This window comes from Amycolatopsis sp. NPDC098790, from assembly GCF_044759945.1.
In the GTDB taxonomy this organism is placed as follows: Bacteria; Actinomycetota; Actinomycetes; order Mycobacteriales; family Pseudonocardiaceae; genus Amycolatopsis.
Genome location: NZ_JBIWAI010000002.1, coordinates 254,612 through 278,389, shown reverse-complemented (window position 1 = coordinate 278,389; position 23,778 = coordinate 254,612). Strand labels below are relative to the sequence as shown.

Here is a 23,778-nt window from a genome sequence, read left to right as displayed (position 1 = left end):
CCGAGCGGGTTTGTTCGTTACCGCGTATTTCCCGGAACCACCGGAACGGCCGCGCCCGGAATGCTCTCCGGTCGCGGCCGCAGGGTCTGGCGCACCCTTAGTTGTAGCCCATTTCGTCGGGTGACACGCCGTTGTACCCCATCTCGTCGGGGTTGTCGGCGAGGACGGCCGTCGAGGCCGCGCTCTCGGCGGCGACGGCGAAGGCCGCGGAACTACCCAGGACACCAGCCGCGAAAAGGGTGAACGCGACCGTGGCGACCGCTCGGCGAACCCGCATCATTCCTCCGGTGGTCAATCGGGGCGAAACTGGCTTTCGGGCGAGGCGGACGTTCCCAGAGCCGGCGCAACCGGCGGACAACGGACGGTTAAGGACCCGCCAACGGAAGGCGGCCAAATCCGACCCACGCGGAATTCCGAACAAGGGCCGAACACAATGTTTCCGAAACCGGAATGAGAGATTGCCGGACGACGTTGCGGCTACGTCGAGTACACCTCTTGTTCAACATCCGTTCGTCTTCTATTATCGTCCGTGTGCAACCGCTCACGGACGGTGCTGACCTCCTGATCGGCCGGGACGGTGAGCTGTCCCGGCTGGCGGGCTGGGTGCACGACGTGGCGGCCGGCCGCGGGCACGCGGTCCTGGTGGACGGGGAGCCGGGCATCGGGAAGACCGCGCTCGTCCAGTCCGCCTGTGCGGTCGCCGCCCGGGCGGGGTGCCAGGTCTACCGGGGCGCCGGTGACGAACTGGGGCAGGCACTGCCCCTGCTCCCCCTGCTGGACGCGTTGCGGATCACCGCCGCGGCAACAGATCCCCGGCGCGGTGCCATCGCCGCGCTCCTGCACGGCGAATCCGGCACGGGCACCGACCTCGCCGCGGCGGCCGCCGAGCAGCTGATCACCCTGGTGGACGAGCTCTGCCAGGCCGGCCCGGTGGTCCTGGTGGCCGACGAGCTGCAGTGGGCCGACCGCGCGACGGTGGCGGTCTGGAGCCGGCTCGCGCGGTCGGTCCGGCAGCTGCCGCTGCTGCTGATCGGCGTGCTGCGGCCGGTCCCGCGCCGCGACGACCTGCGGGCGCTGCGGCGGGTCGTCGGCCCCGCCGAACGGCTGCGCGTCGGCCGCCTCACCGAACCGGCGGCGCTGGAGCTGGTGGCGAAGCTGGCCGGCGGCAAGCCGGGCGACCGGCTCGGGCAGCTGGCCGACGGCGCGGCCGGAAACCCCTTGTACCTCACCGAACTGCTCGACGCGCTGACCCGCGGCACCTGCCTGGACGTCGACGAAGCCGGGATCGCCGAGCTGACCGGCGGGCCCATCCCCGACTCGCTGCCCGAGGCGATCGCCGACCGGCTCGGCTTCCTGTCGGAGCCGACCCGGACCGTGCTGCGGACGGCCGCGCTGCTGGGCGTCGGCTTCTCGGTCGCGGACCTCACGGTCGTCGCGGACGCCGAACTGGCCCCGCTGCTGTCCGCGCTCGACGAAGCCCGGGCGGCCGGCGTCCTGATGACCGCAGGCGACGACCTCGCGTTCCGGCACCCGCTGATCCGCCGGGCGTTGTACGACGAGCTGCCGCCGGGCGTCCGGGTCGTCTGGCACCGGGCCGCCGCGCGGGCGCTGGCCGGAGCGGGCGCCCCGGTCGAGCGGGTCGCCCGGCAGCTGCTCCCGGCCGTGACCGGCGGGGCGCCCGGCGAACCGGTGCCCGGGTGGGTCGTCGGCTGGCTGGGCGAGGCGGCCACCGCGCTGATCGGCCAGGCCCCGGAGGTCGCGGTCACGCTCCTGCGCCGCGCGGTGCGGGGCGGCGACCCGGCGGCGGGCGTGCTGAGCTGCCGGCTGGCCGACGCGCTCTACCGCGTGGGCGACTTCGCCGAAGCCGAGCGGGTCGCCTCCCGCGCACTGGCCCGGACCGCCGACCCCGGCCTGCTCGTCGACCTGCACACGACGGTGACGCAGTGCCGCGCGATGACCGGCCGGTCCGCCGAGTCCCTCGCCGCGCTGGAACCGGCCGTCGGCACCCCGGGCCTGGCCGCCCGGCACCGCGCCCGGCTGCTGGTGCTCACCGCGCGGACGCACCGCGACCTCGGCGCGGTCGACACCGCCGGGAAGGTGGCCGCCGCCGCGCTGGCCGAGGCGGGCGAAGACCACTGGGCGACCGGGTGGGCGCTGCACGTGCTGAGCCTGGTGGCGATGATGCGCGGCGAGTGGACCGAGGCGCTGCCGCTGTTCGACCGCGCGATGGCCACCGCCGCGGACGACCCCGCGCTCACCGACCTCGGGCTGCTGCTGCGCATCAACCAGGCCGTCACCTTCGGCGCGCTCGACCGCTACCCGGAGGCGCTCGCCGCCGCCGAGCGGGCTCGCGAACGCGCGGACCGCGCCGGCAGCGTCGTGCGGCTGACCCAGGCGCAGAGCGCGCTCGGCCAGCTGCTGCTGGGCAGCGGCCGGTGGGACGACGCCGTCGCCGAAGTGGACGTCGTCCCGGACGACCTCAAGGACCCGAGTGTGGCGTGCTGCGACCACGGCGTGGCGGCGATCATCCACTTCCACCGCGGCGAACCGGCCGCCGCGCACCGGCACCTGGACGCGGCGGCACCGTGCGCGGACCGGATCGGCGGCCGGGTGGTCGAATCCCTGACGCTGGCGCGCGGCCACGCGTTCGAGGAGGACGGCGAACCGGAGCGGGCGCTCGCCGCGCTGACCGCCGCGCTCACGGGCGAGGACGAAGGCGAAGGCCTGCTCGGGGACGCCGTCCGGCTGGCCGTCGAGGTCGGGGACACCGCGACCGCGGCCGCGATCGGCGCGCGGGTCCGCGCGATCACGGCCGGGGCGGATGTGCCGCACCGGCGGGCGTTGCGCTGGTACTGCCAGGGGATGACCGAACGGGCCGCCGAGGCGTTGCTGCGCGCGGCCGACGGCTACCGCGACGCGGGCCGGCCCCTCCCCCGGGCCCAGGCGCTGGAAGCCGCGGCGGTGTTCGCCGACGCCGGCGACCGCGGTTCGGCGCGCGCCGCGTTCACCCGCGCGCTGGGGCTGTTCGAGAGCCTGGGCGCGCAGCGGGACGTGGCGCGGCTGCGCGCTCGCTTCCGGGCGCTCGGCATCCGGCGCGGCCCGACGGTGAAGCACCGCCAGGCCACGCACGGCTGGGACAGCCTCACGCCTACCGAGACCAAGATCGCCGGCCTGGTGGTGGAAGGCCTGTCGAACCCCCAGATCGCGGCGCGGATGTTCCTGTCCCCGCGCACGGTCGCCACGCACGTCTCGCACATCCTGGCCAAGCTCGGCGTGCACTCGCGCATCGACATCGCGCGGGAAGCGACCCGCAAGGCGGCTTCGGGCTGACGGTCACCGCCGGGAATGGCGGATCCGGCTCCACATCGGCACGACGAACCACCACAACGCGAACCAGCCCAGCGCGCCGGCGGTGAACCAGGCGGCGAGCGCGGGGCCGAGGGTGACGCTGAGGATCAGCAGCAGCGCGGAGCCGATGGAGAGCATCAGCAGGGTCAGCCCGAAGAGGGCGAAGCGGCTGGAGGCGAGCACGAGCTGCTGCTTGAGCCGCCGCTGGAAGACCAGCCGGTGGAAGGCGGCCGGCGCGATCAGCAACGCGGTCGCGGCGGCCCCGAGCACGAGCGCGGCCACGTATACCCGCCGTTCGAACTCGGTCAGCGTCGCGAAGCGCGGGGTGAAGGCGACGGTGAGCAGGAACGCGAGCAGCAGCTGCACGCCGGTCTGCGCCACCCGCACTTCCTGCAGTATCTCGGCGTAGTTGCGGTCCAGCCGCTGGGCCGGCGTCTCGCGGCGCACCGCGAAGTTCCACCGGTCGTGGGCATCCGGCGGCTCGCCGAGCGGCGGCAGGTCCGGGTGGGTCTGGTCGAATCCGTTCACCTTCATGAGGCAACGGTCCCGCCGACGCGGGTCCGAGACATCAGCCGATCAAAGGATGTCGGAAGGATCCGCCCGCGCGGTGCCGGACCCGCGTGGGTCCGGCACCGGCGGTCCCCCTCGTGGCGCGGCCGTCAGGCGTGCACCTGGATGCGCCCGACGTTGTCGTTGAAGCGCTCGAGCCAGTGCCCGCGGCCGCCGACGTGGATGCCGAAGTCGTCGGCGTCGTTCTCCGCGTTGTTGTAGACGCGGGCGGTGTAGCAGCTGTTGTTGCCCGCGAGGGAGGTCATGTTCCGCGACCACCAGCTGCTGGGCTCGACCCGGTAGCCCGCGGCGTCGCACGGTCCGTCGTCGCCGATGATGGTGGCCATCGCGCCCCCGCCGCTGGGCGCGTAGTTGTTGTAGTCGACGTTCTCGTACCAGTACATGATCTTGACGGGGGCGCGCAGCGACCGGGTGGCCCGCAGCCCGGACTCCGCGTCGGCGAGGGACACCTCCGAGCACACCTTGCCCAGCAACGGCGAAGACGCGTCCCCCGTGGCCTTGCCGACCAGCAGCGCGCAGTAGGTGCCGTCCCGCGGCGCCGCCTGGGCGGCACCGGTTCCCAGCACCGCCGCGAAACACGCGGCCCCGGCCAGCGCGACGGCCGTCCTGCTCCACACCTTCATGATTCCCTCCCGTGGTCATGCCGGCGAAACTCCGGACCCGCCCTGTCTAGCCCGCCCGCGTTGTCCGGTGTCGGCCGTACTCGGCCGCACAACAAGAACCGGGCAACGTCACCGGCACGGCGGCCGGTAGGCGATGTCCGGGAGGTACTCGGCCCACTGCGCCGCGGTGATCGCCGGTTCGACCGCCGCGCAGACGCGGGCGGCGGCGCGTTCCGGATCGGTCTCCCAGAGCCGGACCGTGCCGTCGGCGCCGGCGGTGGCCAGCGTGTGCCCGTCGGCGCCGAACGCGGCCAGGTACACGCGGTCGAGGTGGCCGGTGAGCGTGGCCGATTCGGCCGGGCGCGCCGGATCGGCGAGCGACCAGAGCAGCACGGTCCGGTCCGCGCCCGCGGTGACCAACGTGCTGCCGTCGGCGCCGAACGCCGTCGTGAACACCGTGTTGCTGTGCCCGGTCAAGGTGGCCAGCGTGACCGGGTGCCGCCGGTCGGCGACGTCCCACAGCCGGGCGGTGCGGTCCCAGCTGCCGGAGGCCAGCCGGCGGCCGTCCGGGCTGAACGCCACCGAGCTCACGCCGTCGTCGTGGCCCGGCAGGGTCGCCAGCTCGCCGGGATCACGCGGGTTCGTCAGGTCCCACAACCGGATCGTGTGGTCCCAGCTCGCCGTCGCCAGCGTCCGCCCGTCCGGGCCGAACGCGACGGCGTTGACGCCGTCGCTGTGCCCCCGCAGCGTCGGCAGCGGCGCGGGGCGCCCGGGGTCGGTGACGTCCCACAGCCGGGCCGTGCGGTCGAGGCAGGCGACGGCGAGGGTGCGGCCGTCGGGGCTGAACGCGGCGCCGTTGGCGTTGTCCGCGCAGCCGGCGAGCACCGCCGCGGGAGCCGGGCGGCGGGGATCGGTCACGTCCCAGAGCCGGGCCGTGTGGTCGTAGCTCGTGGTGGCGAGCGTCCGGCCGTCGGGCGCGAAGGCGAGCCCGCACACCGAGTCCGTGTGGGCGGTCACGGTCGCCAGCTCGACGGGGTGCCGGGGATCCGTGACGTCCCACAGCCGGGCGGTGCGGTCCCAGCTCCCGGTGGCGAGCGTGCGCCGGTCCGGGCTGAACGCCAGGCCGCACACGGACCCGCGGTGCCCGGTGAGGACCGGGCCGGGCAGGTCCCAGACCCACACGGTCCGGTCGTCGCTGCCGGTCGCGATGCTGTGCCCGTCGGGGGCGAAGACCAGCGACGCGATCCCGCCCGTGTGGCCGGTCAGCACCCGGGGTTCCCCGGTCCGGCGCGGGTCGGTGACGTCCCAGAGCCGGACGCGCCGGTCGAGTCCCGCGGTCGCCAGCGTCTTCCCGTCCGGGCTGAACGCCGCCGCGCGCACGACGTCGGTGTGCCCGGTCAGGGTCGCCGCCTCCGCGGGGCGCGCGGGGTCGGCGACGTCCCAGAGCCGCACGGTGTGGTCCTGCCCGGCGGTGGCCAGCAAGCGGCCCCCGGGGCTGAAGGCGACCCAGACGACCGGGCCGCGGTGCCCGGCCAGCAGCCGGGGCGGCGCCGGGCCGCCCGAGAGGTCCCACAACCCCGCCGTGCCGTCCCACCCCGCGGTGGCGAGCGTCCGGCCGTCCGGGCTGAACGCCACCGCCACGACCCCGCCGTCCTGGCCGGTGAGGACGCGCGCGGACGCGGCCGCCCGCCCGGGATCGGCCAGGTTCCACAACCGGACCGTGTGGTCGGTGCTGCCGGTGGCCAGCGTGCGCCCGTCCGGGCTGAAGGCCACCGCGTTGACGTCGTCGGAGTGCCCGGCCAGCGTGGCGAGCTTCCGCGGGGCGCGTGGATCGCGGACGTCCCACAGCGCGGCGGTGTGGTCCCAGCTGCCGGTGGCCAGGAGGCCGCCGTCGGGGCTGAAGGCGACCGCGTTGACGTTGCGGGGGTGCCCGGTGATCGTGGCGAGCGGCACGGGGTGGTCCTGGTCGGTGAGGTCCCACAGCCGCACGGTGGCGTCCCGGCTCCCGCTGGCCAGCAGGCGCCGGTCCCGGCTGACGGCCACCGCGTTCACGTTGCCGGTGTGCCCGGTGAGCCGGACCGCGTACGGCGTCGCGAACCCGCTGAGCAGGGCGCTGCGGGCTTCGGCCGTGGGCACGAGCCGGTAGGCGGCCAGGCCGAGCTGCGCGGCGAGCGGCGGATCGGCGGTCCGCAGCGCCGCGGCTTGCCCGGCCACCTTTTCCGAGAGGGCGACGTTGCGCTGGCGGGTGGCCGTGAGCCGGGCGTCGAAGGCGAAGGCGGTGGCCGCCGTCGCCAGCACCAGCAGGACGCTCAGCAGCGCGACGAGCTGCCGGAGCCGCCGCGCCCGCCGCCGGGCCGCGAGCCGCTCCGCGGTTTCGGCCGCCACCCCGGCGGCGAGGAACGCGCGTTCCCTCGCAGTCAGCACGGATTCGTCGCCCGCCGCCCAGTCCCGGGCCACCGCCAGGCGCGTGCCGCGGTAGAGGGCGCCGGGATCGCGGTCGACGGACTCCCAGATCCCGGTCGCGTCGGTGAGCTGGCGGTGCACCCGGCGGCCGTCCCGGTCTTCGGACAGCCAGTCGCGCAGCCGCGGCCAGCAGCGGATCAGGGCCTCGTGGGCGATTTCGACGCTGTCGCGGTCGAGGACGAGCAACCGCGCGGCGGCCAGCGCGTCCAGGACGACCGCGAGGTCGGCGTCGGCGGGGTCGAGCTCGTCCCGGGAGACGCGCCGCTTGGTGTCCTGGGTGCCGTCCCCGAACGCGGTCAGGCGCAGGAACAGCCGGCGGGCGACGTCCTGCTGGGCCGGCGCCAGCTCGGCGAACACCGCTTCGGCCGTCTGGGCCAGCGCGCCGTCGATGCCTCCCGCGGCCTCGAACCCGGCCAGGCCGAGGACGAACCCCCGGCGTCTTCGCCAGGTTTCGAACAACGCGTGCGACAGCAGCGGCAGCATCCCGGCCCGGTTCCCGGCCTGGGCGACGAGGGTGGCCAGCAACGCGCTCTCCACCTGGTAGCCGGCCAGGGCGGCAGGCCGCGTGACGGCCTCGGTCAGCTCTTCCGCGGACATCGGCCCGACGACCACCTGCGCGTCGCGCATCGCTTCGACCAGCCCGGGATGCGCGGTGCAGTGCGCGTAGAAGTCCGACCGCACCCCGGCCACGACCCGGCAGCGGCTGTTCCGCGTGCCCGCGGCCGCGACGAGCGCGTCGAGGAACCCGGCGTGCTCGGTGTCGTCCTTGCCGGGGGTGAAGACCTCCTCGAACTGGTCCACCACCAGCACCAGCTCGGCGTCGGCCCCGCGTCCGGCCAGCGCCCGGTCCACCAGCCGGTGCAGGGTGCTCGGGTCTTCGGTCAGGTCCTGGTGGACTCGCGCGGCGGTATCACCGGTCAGGGCCGCGAGCCGGGCCGCGCACTTTTCGAGCGGACGCGCTCCCGGTGTCTGCACCAGGACGAGGCGGGAGTCCGCGCCGGCCCGCAGCCGCGGCACCAGCCCGGCCCGCAGCACGGACGACTTCCCCGCACCCGAAGCTCCGAAAACCGCGACGAACCGCTTGTGCGACAACCGATCCAGCAGTTCCTCGACCAGACGCCGCCGCCCGAAGAACCGGTCCGCGTCCTTCGCTTGGAACGCCGCCAAGCCGAGGTAGGGCGCTTCGCCGTCGGCTGGTCCGGCCGACGCCGTCTCGGCGGCGAGTCCGGCGGCGATCTCCTGCCAGCGCTGTTCCCACTCGGCGGCATCCCCTGCGCAGGCGAGGACGTAGGCTCGGGTCACCGGCCAGCTCGGCAGCTTCCGGCCACCCGCGGCCTCCGAAAGCACCGTCGCCGAATAGTGCGCTTTCACGGCCAGCGAACGATAACTCGGCCCACCCGCCTTCTCCCGCAGCCGGCGCAAGTCGGCCGCGAACCGCAGCAAAGCCGTGTCGCCCGCGTCCAGCGGACGCTCACTCCGTGGCATCGCGTCGCCCCTCCGGTGGGGCACCGGCCCCGTCCCACAACCGTTGTACGGAGTTCGATGTCAGCCATCATGCCACCGAGCCCGGACAACGCCCACCGCGTCAACCTGGTCCGACGAACCAACCGTCAGGGGAGGTACAGGTGAGAACGTCGGGATCGAAACGGCGGGCCGCAACGGGAATCCTGGCCGCGGTCGCCGCTTTGCTGTTCACGGCGACCGCGGGGTACGCGGATCCGGGAGCCGTATCGGGCGGCCGCCCCGAAAACCGCAACACGGTGCACGGCGAACCCAGCCACGGCGACCTCTGGCCGAGCTGCCACGGGGACGACGGCGCCCTCTACACCGCGAACGGCGACGGCATCGGGTTCGCCCCGCCGCACGCGCAGGACCCGGTCACCGAGGACATCGTCTTCAACCGGGTCAGCGGTTCGCCCTACTGGACGAGCACGAGGTCGCCGATCGTGGGCAGCGCCGTGTCGGTGGGCGGGAACCCCGCCGACGCCGGACCGGGGAAGACGATCGGCCAGATCTGGACCGGCGGCGGGGAGTACAACCGCAAGCCGACCGGGTTGCTCTGCGTGGACCACACGTTCTACCTGGCGGTGCAGGATCTCCGCAAGGACTTCTCCGTCGCGCCCGCGGCCACGATCCTGAAGTCCACCGACCACGGGAAGACGTGGACGTGGAACCAGGACAAGCCGATGTTCGGCGGGTTCCCGTTCCAGCACCGGTTCACGACGGTGTTCTTCCTCGACTACGGCCGCGACAGCGTCAACTCCCCCGACCCGGAGCACGTCTACGCCTACGGGCTCGACGAAAGCTGGGCGATGCGCCAGGACCTCTACCTGGCGAGGGTGCCGAAGAGCAGCATCCAGGACGTCACGACGTGGCAGTGGTCGACCGGGCCGGGCACGTGGTCGGCCTCCGGGGTGATGGACCGCGCCGCCGTCATCCACGACGACGCCGGGCACCTCAGCCAGGGCAGCGTGGTCTACGACAAGCCGCTCGGCCGGTACATCTACACGTCGTGGAGCGAGACGGCGACGGACAAGAACGCGGGGGTGCTCGGGGGTTCCACCTGGGAGTTCTACGAATCGCCTGCGCCGTGGGGTCCGTGGACCCGGTTCGCCACCACGGATTTCGGACCGAAGTGCGGCCTCGACGAGAAGGCGATCTGGACACCGGACAAGCACGCCGGCTACGCGACGACGACCCCGTCGAAGTTCCTCAGCCCCGACGGCCGCACGATGTGGGTGCAGTCGAACGTCCTGTTCGTCCACGACCCCGGCAACCCGAGGCCGGGCTGCCCGAGCCCGCAGGGCGCACCGGACCACTTCGGCGGCTATTCCTTCTCCCTGCGGCCGTTGTGGCTCACCACACCGGACAACCTGCTGCGCGACCCGGGTTTCGAAGGCCAGCAGCAGCTGCTGGTGGCCGGGCAGCTGCTCCCGGTGGGACCGCTCGGCGCGCCCTGGGCGACCGAGGGGCCGGACCTCAAGGGCACGGACATCGGCGCCGGCTTGGCGAGCAGCGGCGCCGGCAACGCCTGGATCCACCCGTTCAACCGGTCGACGCGAGCGTGGAACGCGATCACGCAGGACGTCGGCTCGGCCGACACCCCGATCCACCCGCACACCCGCTACACCCTCCGGGCGCAGGTGCAGACGTCGTCGAGCTTGACGGCCGGCTTCTTCGGCGTCCGGGGCGCCGACGGCCGGACGGTGCTCGCCGAGACGAGCTTCGCCCGGCAGGGGACGTACACCGAGCTCACGGTGGGTTTCGACTCGGGTGACAACACGGCGCTGAAGGTCTTCGCCGGCTATTGGGCACCGGGCACGGACTCCTGGCTCCGGCTCGACGGAGTCGGTCTCGCGCCCGGCTGATCACGGTCACCGGCTGTTTCTCGGCCGACACCGGCGGGTGGCGGTTCCGTGCCGCCACCCGCCGCCGTCTCCGGCGCTAGCGTACGGCCCAGGCCGCCGACGGCACGTTGCACGGACCGACGTCCACATTGGTCCCCGCCCTGGTCAGGCACACGTTGGGGTCGGCGAACGACCTGATGACCAGGCTGCCCGTCCGGCCCTGCACCAGCCAGTACACGTTGCTGTCGGCGGAGTTGCAGTAGTCCAGCGTCACCGCCGAGCCGACCTTCTTGATGCAGAAGACCGCCCCGTAGCTGTAGAGGTAGGTCTTCGTGTTGAACCCCAGGTACTTCCACCTCTGGAAGTCACCGCCGTTGCACCCGGTGGTGTAGACCTCGCTGACCGGTCGCTTGTCGTAACCGTCCAGGCAGCTGGTGCCCGAGGGCGTAACGAAGTTGTAGCCGGCCGCCGCGGTGGCGGGTGCGGCCGCGGCGGCCATCCCGGCCACCGACGCGACCGCGGCCACGACCGCGCTGACCATCCTCCTGCGACTCTTCGGCATGATCCCGTCCTCCGATCGTCGCGGCCCGATCCGGAACCGCGACCGGAACACGCCCGGGACGGCCAACCGGTTTAGCCGACGTCACCCTTCGGGCGCCGGCAGCTCGCGGCGGTTCAGCTTCCCGTTGGGCAGCAACGGCATCCGGTCGAGGACGAGGACCCGGTGCGGAACCAGGTGCGCGGGCAACCGGCCGGCGAGCGCGGACCGCACGTGCCTGGCGTCGGCGTCGCCCACGACGTAGCCGACCACCCGCCCGTCGCGCAGCGCGGCGGCCGCGCGGACGACCCCCGGTTCCCGCAGCAGCGCGTCCTCGATCGCGCCGAGCTCCACTCGCCGGCCCCGCTGCTCGATCTGGTCGGTGCTGCGGCCGAGGTAGTCGAGGTTGCCGTCGGCGCGGGACCGCACGACGTCGCCGGTGCGGTACATCCGTGCCCCCGCGGCGAACGGGTCCGCGACGAACAGCGATGCGGTCTGAGCGAACCGGTCGCGGTACCCCCGGGCCACGCCCGCGCCGCCGATGTAGAGCTCGCCGATCCCGCCCGGCTCGACCGGCCGGAGCCTGCCGTCGAGGACGTAGGCGTGGACGCGGGGTATCGGCGTGCCGAGCGGCACGATCGCGCTGTCCCCGAGCACGTCGACGTCCGGGCGCAGCAGGAGCGAGTCCACAGTGGTCTCGGTGAGGCCGTAGGCGTTGAGCACCACCGAGTCCGCGTGCAGCCGCCCGGCGAGCTCGCGGAAGTCCGCCGCGGGCCACCCTTCCGAGCCGACCGACATCAGCCGCATGACGGGCAGTTCCCCCGCGCGGCCGAGGGCTTTCGCCTGTGCAGGAACCAATTCCGTCGCGTCGCCGCCGTGGCGGCGCAACTCGGCGAGCAGCTCGGCCGGATCGGCGACGGCCTCGCGTGTCGCGATGACCATCGTCCCGCCGGCGAACACCGAGCGCAGCAGGTCGGCGAAGAACAGGTCGACGCCGATCCCGATGACGGACACGAAGGTCAGCGGCTCCTCGCGCAGCCGGAACAGCTCGTCCCACGCCGCGAACACGTGCTCGAGGTGGCGGTGCTCCACACCCACCGGTTTGGGCTTGCCCGACGAGCCCGAGGTGTACATGACGTAGGCGAGGTTCTCGGGTCGCAGCTCGACGTCCGGGGCGTGATCGGGCTGCCCGGCCACGGCGTCGCCGATCGGTACGTCGTCCGCGACTTCGGTGGTGTTGGTGAGCACGAGCGAGACACCCGCGTCCTCGCCCATCCAGGCCACGAGGTCGCTGGGGTACACGGGATCGAGCGGCAGGCAGGCCGCACCGGACTTGAGGACGCCGAGCGCGCCGACGGCCATCTCGAACCCGCGGTCCATCCGCAGCCCCACCAGGTCTTCGGCGCCCAGCCCCCGCCCGGCGACGTACCGGGCGACCCGGTTGGCCTCGCGGTCGAGCTGCGCGAAGGACATGCGCTCGCCGGCGAAGACGAGAGCGGTGGCGTCGGGCGTCTCGGCGACGTGCGCGGCGAAGAGGTCGAGCAAGCGTTCCATGAGTCCCCCCAGACGGTCCTGAACCCATCGTGCGGGACCGGCCGCGCTCCCGCAGCGTGACGGTTGCGCCGTTCAGTCCCCCTATCTAGGGTCGGTCCGGCAAACCGTTGGGGCAGGGGGAAAGCATGCACATCGCCGTGGCCGGAGCGGACGAGCTGATCGGCCCGCACATCGTCGAGGCGGCTCGCGAGCGCGGCCACACGGTCATAGCGCTGGCCAGCGCCGACCTTCCGGACGGTGGAGACGGGCTGAGCGCCGCGCTGGACGGCGTCGACGTGGTGGTCGACGTCAGCAACTCGACGTCCCTGGACGAAGAGCCGGCCAGGCGGTTCTTCACCAGCGCGGCAGCGAACCTGCAGCGCGCCGGCGCCGAGCGGGGTGTGCGGCACATCGTGACGCTGTCGGTCGTGGGCATCGACGACACGGGTTTCGGCTATTTCCGCGCGAAGGTGGACCACGAGCGCACGGCGAGTTCGGGACCGATTCCCGCGACTATCGTGCGGGCAACGCACTTCCACGAGTTCCCCGCGCAGCTGGTGGGCCGCACCCGCGACGGCGACCACGCAACGGTGTTCGACCTGCGCGTGCAGACGGTGGCGGCGACGGCGGTGGCCGCGGCGCTCGTCGAGGTCGCCGAAGGTCCGGCGCGGGGCCGCACCCCGGACATCGCAGGCCCCGGGCCGGCCGAGGTGCTCGACCTCGCCCGCGCGTTCGTCGACCACTTCGGCCTGCGGCTGGAGCTGCGGACGGACCAGCAGACGGTGACGGGCATCGCCGCGGACGGCCTCCTCCCCCGCCCGGGCACGACGATCCTCGGGCCGAGCTACGAGGAGTGGCTCGACAGCCCCGAAGCGGCCGCACTGACCACCGACGCCTGACCCGCCCCACGGCGACCCACTCGGCAGTCGGCCGTCGAGATACCGCCGTTCGGCGGTAGTTGAGAGTCCGACTTGCCTGATTAGATCCCCCGGAGACGTTTTACAACGTTGTAAAAGTGAAGGGGACCTCGCCGATGAGAAGAGCCGCTTCCGTCCTCGTCGCCGCGCTGGTGGCGCTGGGCGTGGCGTCCGGCACGCCGCCCGCAGGCGCCGCCGAGCCCGTGCACGGCCTGAAGGCCGAGTACTTCACGCCGTCGGCGCCCGACGCGCACGACTTCGCGAACCTGGCAGGCACCGCGCTCGACTCGGAGGTCGACCACGCGGACCTGACCTCGGTCTTCGGGCTGGTCACCGGGCGCACGGAGCACACCACCGCCCGGTGGAGCGGGCAGATCGCCGTGCCGCGGACCGGCGACTACACGTTCTACGCCATCGGCGACAACGGCTTCCGACTGTTCATCGACGGCGCGCCCGTGATCGACCACTGGGTCGGCGACTGGGACAAGGAACAGACCAGCGCCCCGGTCACGCTGACCGCCGGCAAGCAGTACGACTTCAAGCTGGAGATGTTCCAGGACACCGGCGGCGCCAACATGTTCCTGCGCTGGTCGGGCGCGGGGATCGCGAAGCAGATCGTGCCGCTCTCGGCGTTCACGCCGCCGGCCGGCTTCGCCGTCGTGCCGCGCACGGCCGAGGTGTCGAAAGACGGCCGCACGCTCACCACGAGCTTCGACGGCCGCGTCACGGGTACCGGCGACCTGGCCGACCACCTGCGGATCGAGGTCGACGCGACGCCGATGCCGGTCTCGTCCATCTCGGCGGGCCGCGACCGGGCCACGATCCGGCTGGCCGAGCGGGTGCTGAAGGGCCAGCGCGTCACCCTCTACTACGACGGCGCGGGCGCGCTCGCGGTGAACGGCACGAAGATCGGGAAGTCCGGCCGCACCGTCACGAACACTTCGACCGAACGGCTCAAGACGCCGTGGGGCGAGAAGGCCGACCCGCGCAACCCGTTGCCGGAGTACCCGCGGCCGCAGCTCGAGCGCGACCAGTGGCTCAACCTCAACGGCCCGTGGGAGTTCTCGGCCGCCAAGGAGGGCCAGCAGCCGGCGTTCGGCAAGCGGCTGCCCGAAAAGGTGGTCGTCCCCTACCCGATCGAGTCGCAGCTCTCCGGGCTCGAACGGCACGAGGACCACATGTTCTACCGCCGCACGGTCAGCGTCCCGCGCGACTGGAAGATCGGCAGCGGGCAGCGCCTCAAGCTCAACTTCGGCGCCGTCGACTACCAGGCCAAGGTCTGGGTGAACGGCAAGCTCGTCGCCGAGCACACCGGCGGCTACACGGCGTTCAGCGCCGACATCACCGACGCGCTCAAGCGCGGCGGCGAGCAGGAGATCGTCGTCGCCGTCACCGACACGACCGGCCCGTACCAGCCCAAGGGCAAGCAGTCCGCCAACCCCGGCGGCATCTTCTACACGCCGTCGTCGGGCATCTGGCAGACGGTGTGGCTGGAACCGGTGGCGGACAAGGGCATCGACGAGATCAAGACGACGCCCGACCTGAACACCAATTCGCTGGCGGTCACCGTCAAGTCCGCGGGCAACGCCACCGTCACGGCGGTCGCCAAGGACGCGCGCGGCCGTCAGGTCGGCACGGTCAGCGGACCGGCGAACGCGAACCTGAAGCTGCCGGTGCCGAACCCGCACCTGTGGACGCCGGACGACCCGTACCTGTACCAGCTGGAGATCAGGCTGGGCGGTGACAAGGTCAAGAGTTACTTCGGCATGCGGTCGACCGGCATCACGAACGTCAACGGCACACCCAAGCTGACGCTCAACGGCAAGCCGTTCTTCTCCCTGATGCAGCTGGACCAGGGCTTCTACCCGGACGGCCTGAACACCGCGCCGAGCGACGACGCCCTCGTCTTCGACCTGAAGGCGCAGAAGGACCTCGGTTTCAACTCCGTCCGCAAGCACATCAAGGTCGAGCCGGCCCGCTGGTACTACCACGCGGACCAGCTGGGACTGCTGGTGTGGCAGGACTTCGTGTCCGTCGAGGACGGCAACAACCCGGCGGCGCAGCAGGCGTGGCTCAGCCAGGGCCTGGAAGAGATGCACCAGCTGCAGAACAACCCGTCGGTCTACGCCTGGGTCGTGTTCAACGAGGGCTGGGGCGAGTGGGACAAGGCCGCCACCGGCCGGATCGCCGACCAGGTCAAGGCCACCGACCCGAGCCGGATCGTCAACGCCCACAGCGGGGTGAACTGCTGTGCGTCGAAGGGCGACTCGGGCGCGGGCGACGTCATCGACCACCACGACTACAACAACACCGACCCCGCCCACTCGGACGGCAAGCGCGTCGCGATGGACGGCGAGCACGGCGGCTTCACGCTGCGCACACCGGGTCACCAGTGGCCGGGCGCGCCGATCGCGATCTACAGCGGCGTGGCGGACAAGGCGGCGCTGACGGCGAAGTACGTCGACAACACCCGCACGTTCTACCTCGGCCAGGCCCGCGCCGAGCTGTCGGCGTCGGTCTACACGCAGGTCACCGACCTGGAAGGCGAGCTGAACGGGCTCTGGACGTACGACCGCAAGCGCCTGAAGGTGGACCCGGGCCCCGTCCGCGAAATCAACCGGCGCGTGATCGAGGCCGGCGCCAACGCGGGCAAGCCGTACCCGTACGCGGGCAAGGGTTCGTGGAACCTCGACGAGCGCGGCGGAACGACCGCGAAGGACTCGAGCGGCGGCAAGAACCCGCTGACGCTCACCCCGTCCGGAGCGGCGTTCAAGGACGGCGCGCTGCAGTTCACGGGCGGCTCGGCCGACACCTACGGCCCGGTGGTCGACACGACGGCGGACTACACGGTGTCGGCGAAGGTGCGTCTCGACGAGCTGCCGGGCAACTACGCGACGGCGGTGAGCCAGGACGGCCGGGAGCGGGAGAGCCCGTTCTACTTGCAGTACGGCCAGGGAGCATTCGCCTTCAGCACCCCCGGCGGCAACCGGGCCCGCTACGAGACCGTGCCGGAGATCGGCCGCTGGTACGAGCTGACGGGTGTCCGGGCCGGCAACGAAATCCGGCTGTACGTGGACGGCGTGAAGGTGGCAACGGCCCCGGCAGGCCCGGCGCTGCCGAGCACCGGCGCGTTCACGGTGGGACGGGCCAAGTACGACGGCCGCAACGTCGACTTCTGGAGCGGCGCGGTCGATGACGTCCGGGTGGCCGGCAAGGCGTTGACGGACGAGGAGGTCGCCCAGCTCTCCTGACGCTGCGGTGGTGTGGGGCTGCTGCGCACAGCAGCCCCACACCGCTGTCGGCGCGAGTTAGCTACTCCGGCAGGCTCTGGTGCGCGTAGAACCACGTGGAAGCGGTCTGCGACCAGTAGATGAAGTACTCGCCGTACGTCTCGTGCTGCAACTGCAAGTCCGCGTACTGCTCCTTGATTTCGTTCCACCGATCGAGGTCGTGCACCGTCTCGGTGACGTCCGTCGGCTTCTCCTTCTTGTTGTCGCGCTTGTGGTACGGCTCGTAGTGGGCGGGCTTCTTGTCGCCGACCCTGGCCGAAGTCAGGAACGTCGCCAGGCGCTCGAACGTGGCCTCCAGGTCCTTGAGCTTCGACCCGTACGCGGTCTGGTCCTGGCTCGCGCCCAGCTTCTGCCGACCCTCGCTCATGGTCGACTGGACCGACCTGACGAACTGAAGCGCAGCGACCCGCGCGTTGAACGGGATCTTCGTGTGCTTGAGCTTGAGCTTCTTCTTCCACCTCTCGTCGCTCAACCTGTCCACCACGGCCTGCAGGTCGAGCAGCTTGGCCTGGAGCTTCTGCTCGAGCACGACCAGGTCCTGCGACCGGGTCGCCGCGCCGCGCTCCCCCTCCGCCGTCCCGTCGCCGCCGGGGTACAGGCCGAGCATGTGCAGCTCGAACTTCGTGCCGGGGTGGTCGTCGGCCAGCTTGGCCAGCAGCGCCGTGCAGCCCGGGCACGGCGATTTGTTGATCTCCAACAGGATGTGCTTGGGTTGCCGGGCCGCGAGCAGCGGCATCACCACCGTGGTGAACCGCTCCTCGGCGTGCGGGCCGCGACCGCTTTGGATCGGCCACAGGGACTCCATGGTCGCCGGGGTGGCCATGAGGTCCTTCACCCGCACGCCGTCGACGGTGACCCACAGGTTGGTCGCGGCCGCCTTCGGGTTGAGGTCCGACAGCGCCGCCGCCAGGTCGTCGGGTTTCATCACCGCGACCTCGTCGACGATCGACCGCTGCACGGGTACCGCCCGGAGCGCTCTGGTCGTGGCCGCGTTGCCCGCCGCGCGTTGCAGGGCCAGGACCTGCCCTCGGAGGGAGCAGCCGGAGTCCACGCGGGGGCGAGCCGAACGCCCGTGCGCGGTTCGGTCGGGGATGTCCAGTCGCAGGAACGTCACTCGATCCGGCCTACCGGAGGTGCGGTGCGCGGGGAAGTGCCGGACGGGCGGCGCCGAGGGCGGTCCCCGCTGCCCGAGCCTCATCGTAGTCGACGCTACGAACATTGCCAATTCAGAAACGTACGCTACAGTGAAGCCGACCGGATGACCTGACCACCGCGGATCCCCTGGGAGGAAACGCCATGAGCGCCACGACCGACGAGATCGACCGCGTCGAGGCCGGGACCGCCCGCACCTACCACCCGCTGCCCGTCGTGCTGGCCGAAGGGCACGGCGCCTGGGTCACCGACGTCGAAGGCCGGCGCTACCTCGACCTGCTCGCCGGGTACAGCGCGCTGAACTTCGGGCACGGCGACAAGGAACTCCTGGCCGTGGCCCACGAGCAGCTCGACCGGCTGACGCTGACCAGCCGCGCGTTCCACCACGACCGGCTCGGCACCTTCAGCACCGAGCTGGCGGCGCTGGCCGGCATGGACATGGTGCTGCCGATGAACACCGGCGCCGAGGCCGTCGAGACCGCGATCAAGGTCGCCCGCAAGTGGGGGTACACGGTCAAGGGCGTGCCGGCCGGGCGGGCGCGGATCGTCGTGGCGGACGGCAACTTCCACGGCCGCACCACGACCATCGTCGGCTTCTCCGGGGATCCGGTCGCCACCGCGGACTTCGGCCCCTTCACGCCGGGCTTCGACACCGTGCCGTTCGGCGACGCCGAAGCGCTGCGGGCGGCCATCACCGCGGACACCGTCGCGGTGCTGATCGAGCCGGTGCAAGGGGAAGCCGGCGTCGTGCTGCCGCCGGCGGGCTACCTCGCCGCCGTCCGCGAAGCCTGCACCACCCACGACGTCCTGCTGATCGCCGACGAGATCCAGTCCGGGCTCGGGCGCACCGGGCGCACGTTCGCCTGCGAACACTCCGGCGTGGTACCGGACGTGTACCTGCTCGGCAAGGCACTCGGCGGTGGCCTCGTCCCGCTGTCGGCCGTGGTGTCCCGCCGGGACGTCCTCGGTGTCCTGCGGCCCGGCCAGCACGGGAGCACCTTCGGCGGCAACCCCTTGGCCTGTGCCGTCGGCACCGCCGTCGTCCGCAAGCTCGCGACCGGGGAACCCCAGCGCCGGGCCGCGGAGCTCGGCCGCGTCTTCGCTGGGCTGCTCGCCGACCTGCCGCGGGACGCCGTTCGCGAAGTGCGGACGCTCGGGCTCTGGGCCGGGATCGACGTCGTCGGCCGCAGCGGCCGGGACGTCTGCGAAGGGCTGCTCCGGCGTGGCGTGCTGGCGAAGGACGCCCACGGCTCCACCATCCGGCTCGCGCCGCCACTGGTCATCGGCGAAGCCGACCTGCGGCACGCCGTCGCGCAGCTGGCCGAGGAGCTCGGCTCGTGAGGGAGCTCATGCGCGGTCACGCCGAACTCGTCGAAGCGGGCGGCCGGCTCGTTCCCCGGCGGCTGCCTCCGGGACCGCTGCACCCGCGGCTCGACGACGTCGCGCGGATGCCCGCCGGCGTGCGGCTGGAGTTCGACACCGACGCCCGCGGCTTCGGCTGGGACGTCGAGACCGCCGGGGACGTCGACGTGGTGGTCGACGGGAAGCTGGTGAGCCGGTCCCGCCGGGTGCACGTCGAAGGGCTGGCCGCCGGCCGCAAGCGCGTGCGGATCTGGCTGCCGCAGTCGCACCACGTCAGCCTCGGGGACTTCACCGTGCGCGGAACGGCTTCGGCGGTCCCGGAAGGGCCGCGCTGGCTCGCCTACGGAAGCTCGATCACCCAGTGCCGGCTGGCCGCCGGGCCGTCCGAGACGTGGCCGGCCCTGGTGGCCACCGCGCTCGGCTGGTCGTTGCGCTGCCTGGGGTTCGCCGGCGAATGCCACCTCGATCCCGCGGTGGCGCGGTACATCCGGGACACCGACGCGGACGTGATCAGCCTGTGCGTCGGCGTCAACATCCACGGCGCCGCGTCGTTCTCCGCCCGCTCGCTCGGGCCCGCGCTGGAGGGCTTCGTCCGGACGATCCGCGACGGCCACCCGGACACGCCGATCCTGCTCACCACTCCCCTGCACGCCCCGGACCGCGAAACCCGGCCCAACGCGCTCGGGCTCACCCTCGCCGACGTGCGGGCGGAGGTCGCGAACGCCGCGCACGGCCTGCCCGTCGTCGACGGCCCGGCGATCCTCGGCCCGGACGACGCCGGGCTCCTCGCCGACGGCCTGCACCCCGGCGCCGAGGGCTACCGGCTGATCGCCGACCGGATGCGGCCGCACCTCGCCGCGCTGCTCCCCGAAACCGGAACCGGAACCGAAGGACGGCACCCGTGAAGATCCTTGTCCTGCCGGGCGACGGCATCGGTCCCGAAATCACCGCCGCCACCCTCGACGTCCTCGCCGCCGCCGACCGCCTGCTCGGCCTCGGCCTCGAGTTCGAGACCCACGCGATCGGGCTCGCGTCCCTCGAAGAGTCCGGCACCACGTTGCCCGGCGCCGTCATGACCCGTGTCCCGCAGGTCGGCGGCGTGCTGCTCGGCCCGGTGTCGCACTACCAGTACCCGCCACGCGCCGAGGGCGGTATCAACCCCTCGGCCGAGCTGCGGACGGTGTTCGAGCTGTTCGCCAACGTCCGGCCGTGCCGCTCGCGCCCGCAGCTGAGCCTGCTGCGGGCGCCGATGGACCTCGTCATCGTGCGGGAGAACACCGAAGGCTTCTACGCCGACCGCAACATGCACGCGGGGACCGGCGAGTTCATGCCCGACCCCGACCTCGCGCTGTCGGTCCGCAAGGTGAGCGCGAAGGCGGCCGAGCGGGTCGCCGTCGCCGCGTTCGAGCTGGCGCGCGGCCGCCGCCGCAAGGTGACCGCCGTGCACAAGGCCAACGTGCTCAAGCTGTCGGACGGGCTGTTCCTCCGCGAGGTCCGCAAGGTCGCCGGGCGCTACCCGGACGTGGAGCTGGAAGAACTCATCGTCGACGCGACGGCCGCGCTGCTCGTCCGCACCCCGGACCGCTTCGACGTCCTCGTCACGACCAACATGTTCGGCGACATCCTGTCCGACGAAGCTTCCGAACTCTCCGGCGGTCTCGGCCTCGGCGGGTCGATCAACGCCGGGCACGACCTCTGCGTGGCCCAGGCCCAGCACGGGTCCGCGCCGGACATCGCCGGGCTCGGCGTCGCGAACCCGGCGTCGCTCATCCTCTCCGCGGCCATGCTGCTCGACTGGCGCGGCCGCCGCGACGACGACCCCGGCCTGCTGAAGGCGGCCGGGCTGATCACCGCGGCCGTCGACACCGCCCTCGACGACCCCGCCACCCGGACCCGCGACCTCGGCGGCTCGCTCGGCACGGCCGAGTTCGCCGAAGCCGTCGTCCACTCCCTCACCACGACTGGAGCCCGATGATCCACTCCGTCGACCCGGCCACCGGCACCGAGCTGGCGCGGTTCGCGCCGCACTCCGAGGCGGACGTCGAGGCGGCGCTCGACGCGGCCGTTCGCGCCCAGGCTCGCTGGCGCACCCTCGACGTCGTCGACCGGACGAAGCTCCTGCGGCAGCTGGCCCGCGTTCTCCGCGCGGGCAAGGACGAGTACGCCCGGCTGATCAACGCGGAGATGGGCAAGCCGGCGGCCGAAGCCGAAGCCGAGATCGAGAAGTGCGCGGTGACGTGCGAGCACTACGCGGAGCAGGCGCCGGCCTACCTCGCCGAGCGACCGGTTCCGCCCGACAGCGTCGTCGTGCACGACCCGCTCGGTGTCGTGCTCGCCGTGATGCCGTGGAACTACCCGTTCTGGCAGTTCTTCCGCTTCGCCGCGCCCGCGCTCGCCGCGGGCAACGGCATCGTGCTCAAGCACGCCGGGAACGTGCCGCGGTGCGCGCTCGCCATCGCCGACGTCATGGCCGCCGCGGGCACCCCGGACGGGCTGGTCGGTGTCCTCTTGGTGGAGGCGGACGCCGTCGCGGGGCTCATCGCCGACGACCGGATCGCCGCCGTCACCTTCACCGGTTCCACGCAGGTGGGTACGCTCATCGCCGCGCAGGCCGGTGCCGCGCTCAAGAAGCAGGTTCTGGAGCTTGGCGGGTCCGACCCGTTCGTGGTGCTGGCCGACGCCGACGTACCCGCGGCCGCGGCCACCGCGGTCGAGGCGCGGTTCGTGAACGCCGGGCAGAGCTGCGTCAACGCCAAGCGGTTCATCGTCGAGGAAGCCGTCGCGGACGAGTTCGTCCGCCGGTTCACCGCCGCGGCCGCGGCGCTGCGCCCGGGCGCGGACCTCGGCCCGCTGGCCCGGGAGAACCTGCGCGAGGCACTGCACGACCAGGTCCGCCGCAGCGTCGCCGCGGGCGCTTCCCTTGTGCTGGGCGGAAAACCCGCCGACGGTCCCGGCTTCTTCTACCCACCGACGGTGCTCGACCACGTGACACCGGGGATGGCGGCGTTCGACGAAGAGACGTTCGGGCCGGTCGCCGCGATCACCCGGGTGGCCGGCGCGGCCGAAGCGATCGCCATGGCGAACCGCACCGAATTCGGCCTGGGCGCGGCGTTGTGGACGCGTAACGAAGCCCGCGCCCGGCGGCTCGCCCGCGAGCTCGAGGCGGGTGCGGTGTTCGTCAACGGGATGGTCGCCTCCGACGCGCGGCTGCCGTTCGGCGGGATCAAGAAGTCCGGGTACGGCCGCGAACTGGGCGCCGAGGGGATCCGCGAGTTCACCAACGTCAAGACGGTGTGGCGCGGCCCGGGCGCCACGGGCTTCCCGCCGGCGGTCCTGCGACCGGCGGCGTTGCCCTCGCACGACCGCGGCGGCGGGGCGAGCACGGTGCAGCTGGTGACGCGAGCCGTCGGCGCCCGGACGTTCCTCAACGGCACCACGCACTTCGACGGCGGCGCGGGCATCCCGCTGCACACGCACAACTGCCCGGAGAGCGTGGTCATCCTGGAAGGCTCGGCGATCGTGGAGATCGACGGCGTCGAGCACCGGCTGGAGCGGTTCGACACGACGTACGTCGACGCGGGCACCCCGCACCGGTTCCGCAACGCGTCGGCGACCGAGCCGATGCGCATCCTGTGGACCTACGCCTCGGTGGACGCGACCCGCACGCTCGTCGAAACCGGCGTGACCACCCGGGTCGACGCCGAACACCGCTGAGCACCGGCCGGGGCCGCGCACGTCCCGCGGATCCCGGCCGGCGCTGGGTAGGCTGCCCGCGTGAGCGGTCTCGAAGAAGGGTTGTCCGAGCGGATCAGGCAGCACATCGGCGCGTTGTCGGCCGCCGAACGGCGGGTCGCCGAATACCTGTGGACGCACCCCGGGATGATCGTGCTTTCGACCGCCGGGGAACTGGGCGAGCTGAGCGGTACCAGCGACGCGACCGTCGTCCGCGCGGTGAAGTCGCTCGGCTACTCGGGGCTGCCCGAGCTCAAGCGCGCCATCGGGCAGCACGTCGTGTCCGACACGCCGGCCACCCGCCTGCGGCACCGGGTCGAGGAGGCCGGCGACGACACCGCGGCCCAGCTCGACCAGCTGCTCGCCGAGTCCGTCGACCGCCTGACCGAAACCCGGCGGCTGCTCGCCGAACCCGCCTTCACCGCCGCGGTGGACCTGCTCGCGGGCGCGGGCGAAGTGCTCGGCTACGGCCTCGGCGTCGCGGAACTGCCGATGCGGTACCTGGCCACGCGGTTGCAGCGCCTGGGCCGCCGGGCGCGCAGCACGTCGGCGACGGGGTTCCGCCTCGCCGACGAGTTGCTCCCCCTGACGGACGGCGACGTCTTCGTGCTGAACGCGCCGGAGCGCCTGCTGCCGGACATGACCACCGCCGCCCGCCACGCCCGGGCAGCGGGCGCGCGCGTCCTGCTGCTGACCGACGCGCTGGGCGCCACCCTGGACAGCCAGGTCGACGTGACGCTCCCGGCGGTCCGCTCCCCGAGCGGACTCACCCACGAAGGGCTGACCACGACGCTGGTACTGGACTGCCTCCTGCTGGCGGTGGCCAAGCGCGACCCCGGGGCGGTGTCGGCGAACACCGAACTGCTGGCCGACCTGCGGGACCGCCTGTCACCGAGGGACATGCGGTCCCGCCGCACCTGAGCC

16 protein-coding genes are annotated in these 23,778 nt (G+C 72.7%); 9 read left to right on the top strand and 7 right to left on the bottom strand.

Annotation, left to right across the window (positions count from 1 at the left end; all coding sequences use genetic code 11):
• Positions 1 to 97: 97 nt before the first annotated feature.
• Positions 98 to 277, bottom strand: coding sequence for a hypothetical protein (locus ACIQWX_RS15185; protein ID WP_225440202.1), 180 nt, complete (start codon positions 275 to 277; stop codon positions 98 to 100).
• 254 nt (positions 278 to 531) lie between these two features.
• On the opposite strand from ACIQWX_RS15185, the gene ACIQWX_RS15180 reads away from it, so the two are divergent.
• Positions 532 to 3,330 carry an AAA family ATPase gene (locus ACIQWX_RS15180; RefSeq protein ID WP_400870195.1) on the top strand — a complete coding sequence of 933 codons (2,799 nt, stop codon included), beginning with the start codon at positions 532 to 534 and terminating at the stop codon, positions 3,328 to 3,330.
• Positions 3,331 to 3,333: 3 nt separating this feature from the next.
• Here ACIQWX_RS15180 and ACIQWX_RS15175 read toward each other — a convergent pair whose 3' ends face one another.
• The 3 genes from ACIQWX_RS15175 to ACIQWX_RS15165 form a co-directional block, all read right to left on the bottom strand.
• Entirely contained in the window at positions 3,334 to 3,882 is a 549-nt protein-coding gene (locus ACIQWX_RS15175; RefSeq protein WP_400870192.1) for a DUF6328 family protein, read from the bottom strand.
• A gap of 125 nt (positions 3,883 to 4,007) precedes the next feature.
• Positions 4,008 to 4,541, bottom strand: a complete 534-nt coding sequence (locus ACIQWX_RS15170; protein ID WP_400870189.1) for a hypothetical protein — start codon at positions 4,539 to 4,541, stop codon at positions 4,008 to 4,010.
• Between the two features lie 108 nt (positions 4,542 to 4,649).
• The gene (locus ACIQWX_RS15165) at positions 4,650 to 8,468 is read right to left on the bottom strand and encodes an NACHT and WD repeat domain-containing protein (protein ID WP_400870186.1); all 3,819 of its coding nucleotides are present in this window, start codon (positions 8,466 to 8,468) and stop codon (positions 4,650 to 4,652) included.
• Positions 8,469 to 8,608: 140 nt separating this feature from the next.
• On the opposite strand from ACIQWX_RS15165, the gene ACIQWX_RS15160 reads away from it, so the two are divergent.
• On the top strand, positions 8,609 to 10,351 hold the full coding sequence (locus tag ACIQWX_RS15160) for a DUF4185 domain-containing protein (protein WP_400870183.1): 1,743 nt from the start codon (positions 8,609 to 8,611) through the stop codon (positions 10,349 to 10,351).
• Positions 10,352 to 10,427: 76 nt separating this feature from the next.
• On the opposite strand, the gene ACIQWX_RS15155 is transcribed toward ACIQWX_RS15160, so the two are convergent.
• Positions 10,428 to 10,892 carry a hypothetical protein gene (locus ACIQWX_RS15155; RefSeq protein WP_400870180.1) on the bottom strand — a complete coding sequence of 155 codons (465 nt, stop codon included), beginning with the start codon at positions 10,890 to 10,892 and terminating at the stop codon, positions 10,428 to 10,430.
• 81 nt (positions 10,893 to 10,973) lie between these two features.
• A complete protein-coding gene (locus ACIQWX_RS15150; RefSeq protein ID WP_400870177.1) occupies positions 10,974 to 12,422 on the bottom strand; it encodes an amino acid adenylation domain-containing protein in 1,449 nt (482 codons plus the stop codon).
• Positions 12,423 to 12,547: 125 nt separating this feature from the next.
• Here ACIQWX_RS15150 and ACIQWX_RS15145 point away from each other — a divergent pair, with 125 nt between their 5' ends.
• Positions 12,548 to 13,300, top strand: a complete 753-nt coding sequence (locus ACIQWX_RS15145) for an SDR family oxidoreductase (protein WP_400870174.1) — start codon at positions 12,548 to 12,550, stop codon at positions 13,298 to 13,300.
• 134 nt (positions 13,301 to 13,434) lie between these two features.
• On the top strand, positions 13,435 to 16,569 hold the full coding sequence (locus tag ACIQWX_RS15140; protein ID WP_400870172.1) for a LamG-like jellyroll fold domain-containing protein: 3,135 nt from the start codon (positions 13,435 to 13,437) through the stop codon (positions 16,567 to 16,569).
• Positions 16,570 to 16,630: 61 nt separating this feature from the next.
• On the opposite strand, the gene ACIQWX_RS15135 is transcribed toward ACIQWX_RS15140, so the two are convergent.
• Positions 16,631 to 17,722, bottom strand: a complete 1,092-nt coding sequence (locus ACIQWX_RS15135; RefSeq protein WP_400870169.1) for a hypothetical protein — start codon at positions 17,720 to 17,722, stop codon at positions 16,631 to 16,633.
• Between the two features lie 182 nt (positions 17,723 to 17,904).
• On the opposite strand from ACIQWX_RS15135, the gene rocD reads away from it, so the two are divergent.
• Genes rocD through ACIQWX_RS15110 form a run of 5 tightly spaced genes read left to right on the top strand, consistent with a single transcriptional unit; the run spans position 17,905 to position 23,775 of the window.
• Positions 17,905 to 19,101: an ornithine--oxo-acid transaminase gene (gene rocD / locus ACIQWX_RS15130; protein ID WP_400870166.1), complete on the top strand. Its 1,197-nt coding sequence runs from the start codon at positions 17,905 to 17,907 to the stop codon at positions 19,099 to 19,101.
• Positions 19,098 to 20,027 carry a GDSL-type esterase/lipase family protein gene (locus tag ACIQWX_RS15125; protein WP_400870163.1) on the top strand — a complete coding sequence of 310 codons (930 nt, stop codon included), beginning with the start codon at positions 19,098 to 19,100 and terminating at the stop codon, positions 20,025 to 20,027. The genes rocD and ACIQWX_RS15125 overlap by 4 nt, the downstream gene beginning before the upstream one ends.
• A complete protein-coding gene (locus ACIQWX_RS15120; RefSeq protein ID WP_400870160.1) occupies positions 20,024 to 21,097 on the top strand; it encodes an isocitrate/isopropylmalate dehydrogenase family protein in 1,074 nt (357 codons plus the stop codon). Before ACIQWX_RS15125 ends, ACIQWX_RS15120 begins: the two co-directional genes overlap by 4 nt.
• A complete protein-coding gene (locus tag ACIQWX_RS15115; protein ID WP_400870157.1) occupies positions 21,094 to 22,836 on the top strand; it encodes an aldehyde dehydrogenase family protein in 1,743 nt (580 codons plus the stop codon). Before ACIQWX_RS15120 ends, ACIQWX_RS15115 begins: the two co-directional genes overlap by 4 nt.
• Before the next feature lie 60 nt (positions 22,837 to 22,896).
• The gene (locus ACIQWX_RS15110; protein WP_400870154.1) at positions 22,897 to 23,775 is read left to right on the top strand and encodes a MurR/RpiR family transcriptional regulator; all 879 of its coding nucleotides are present in this window, start codon (positions 22,897 to 22,899) and stop codon (positions 23,773 to 23,775) included.
• The last annotated feature ends 3 nt before the right edge of the window (positions 23,776 to 23,778 follow it).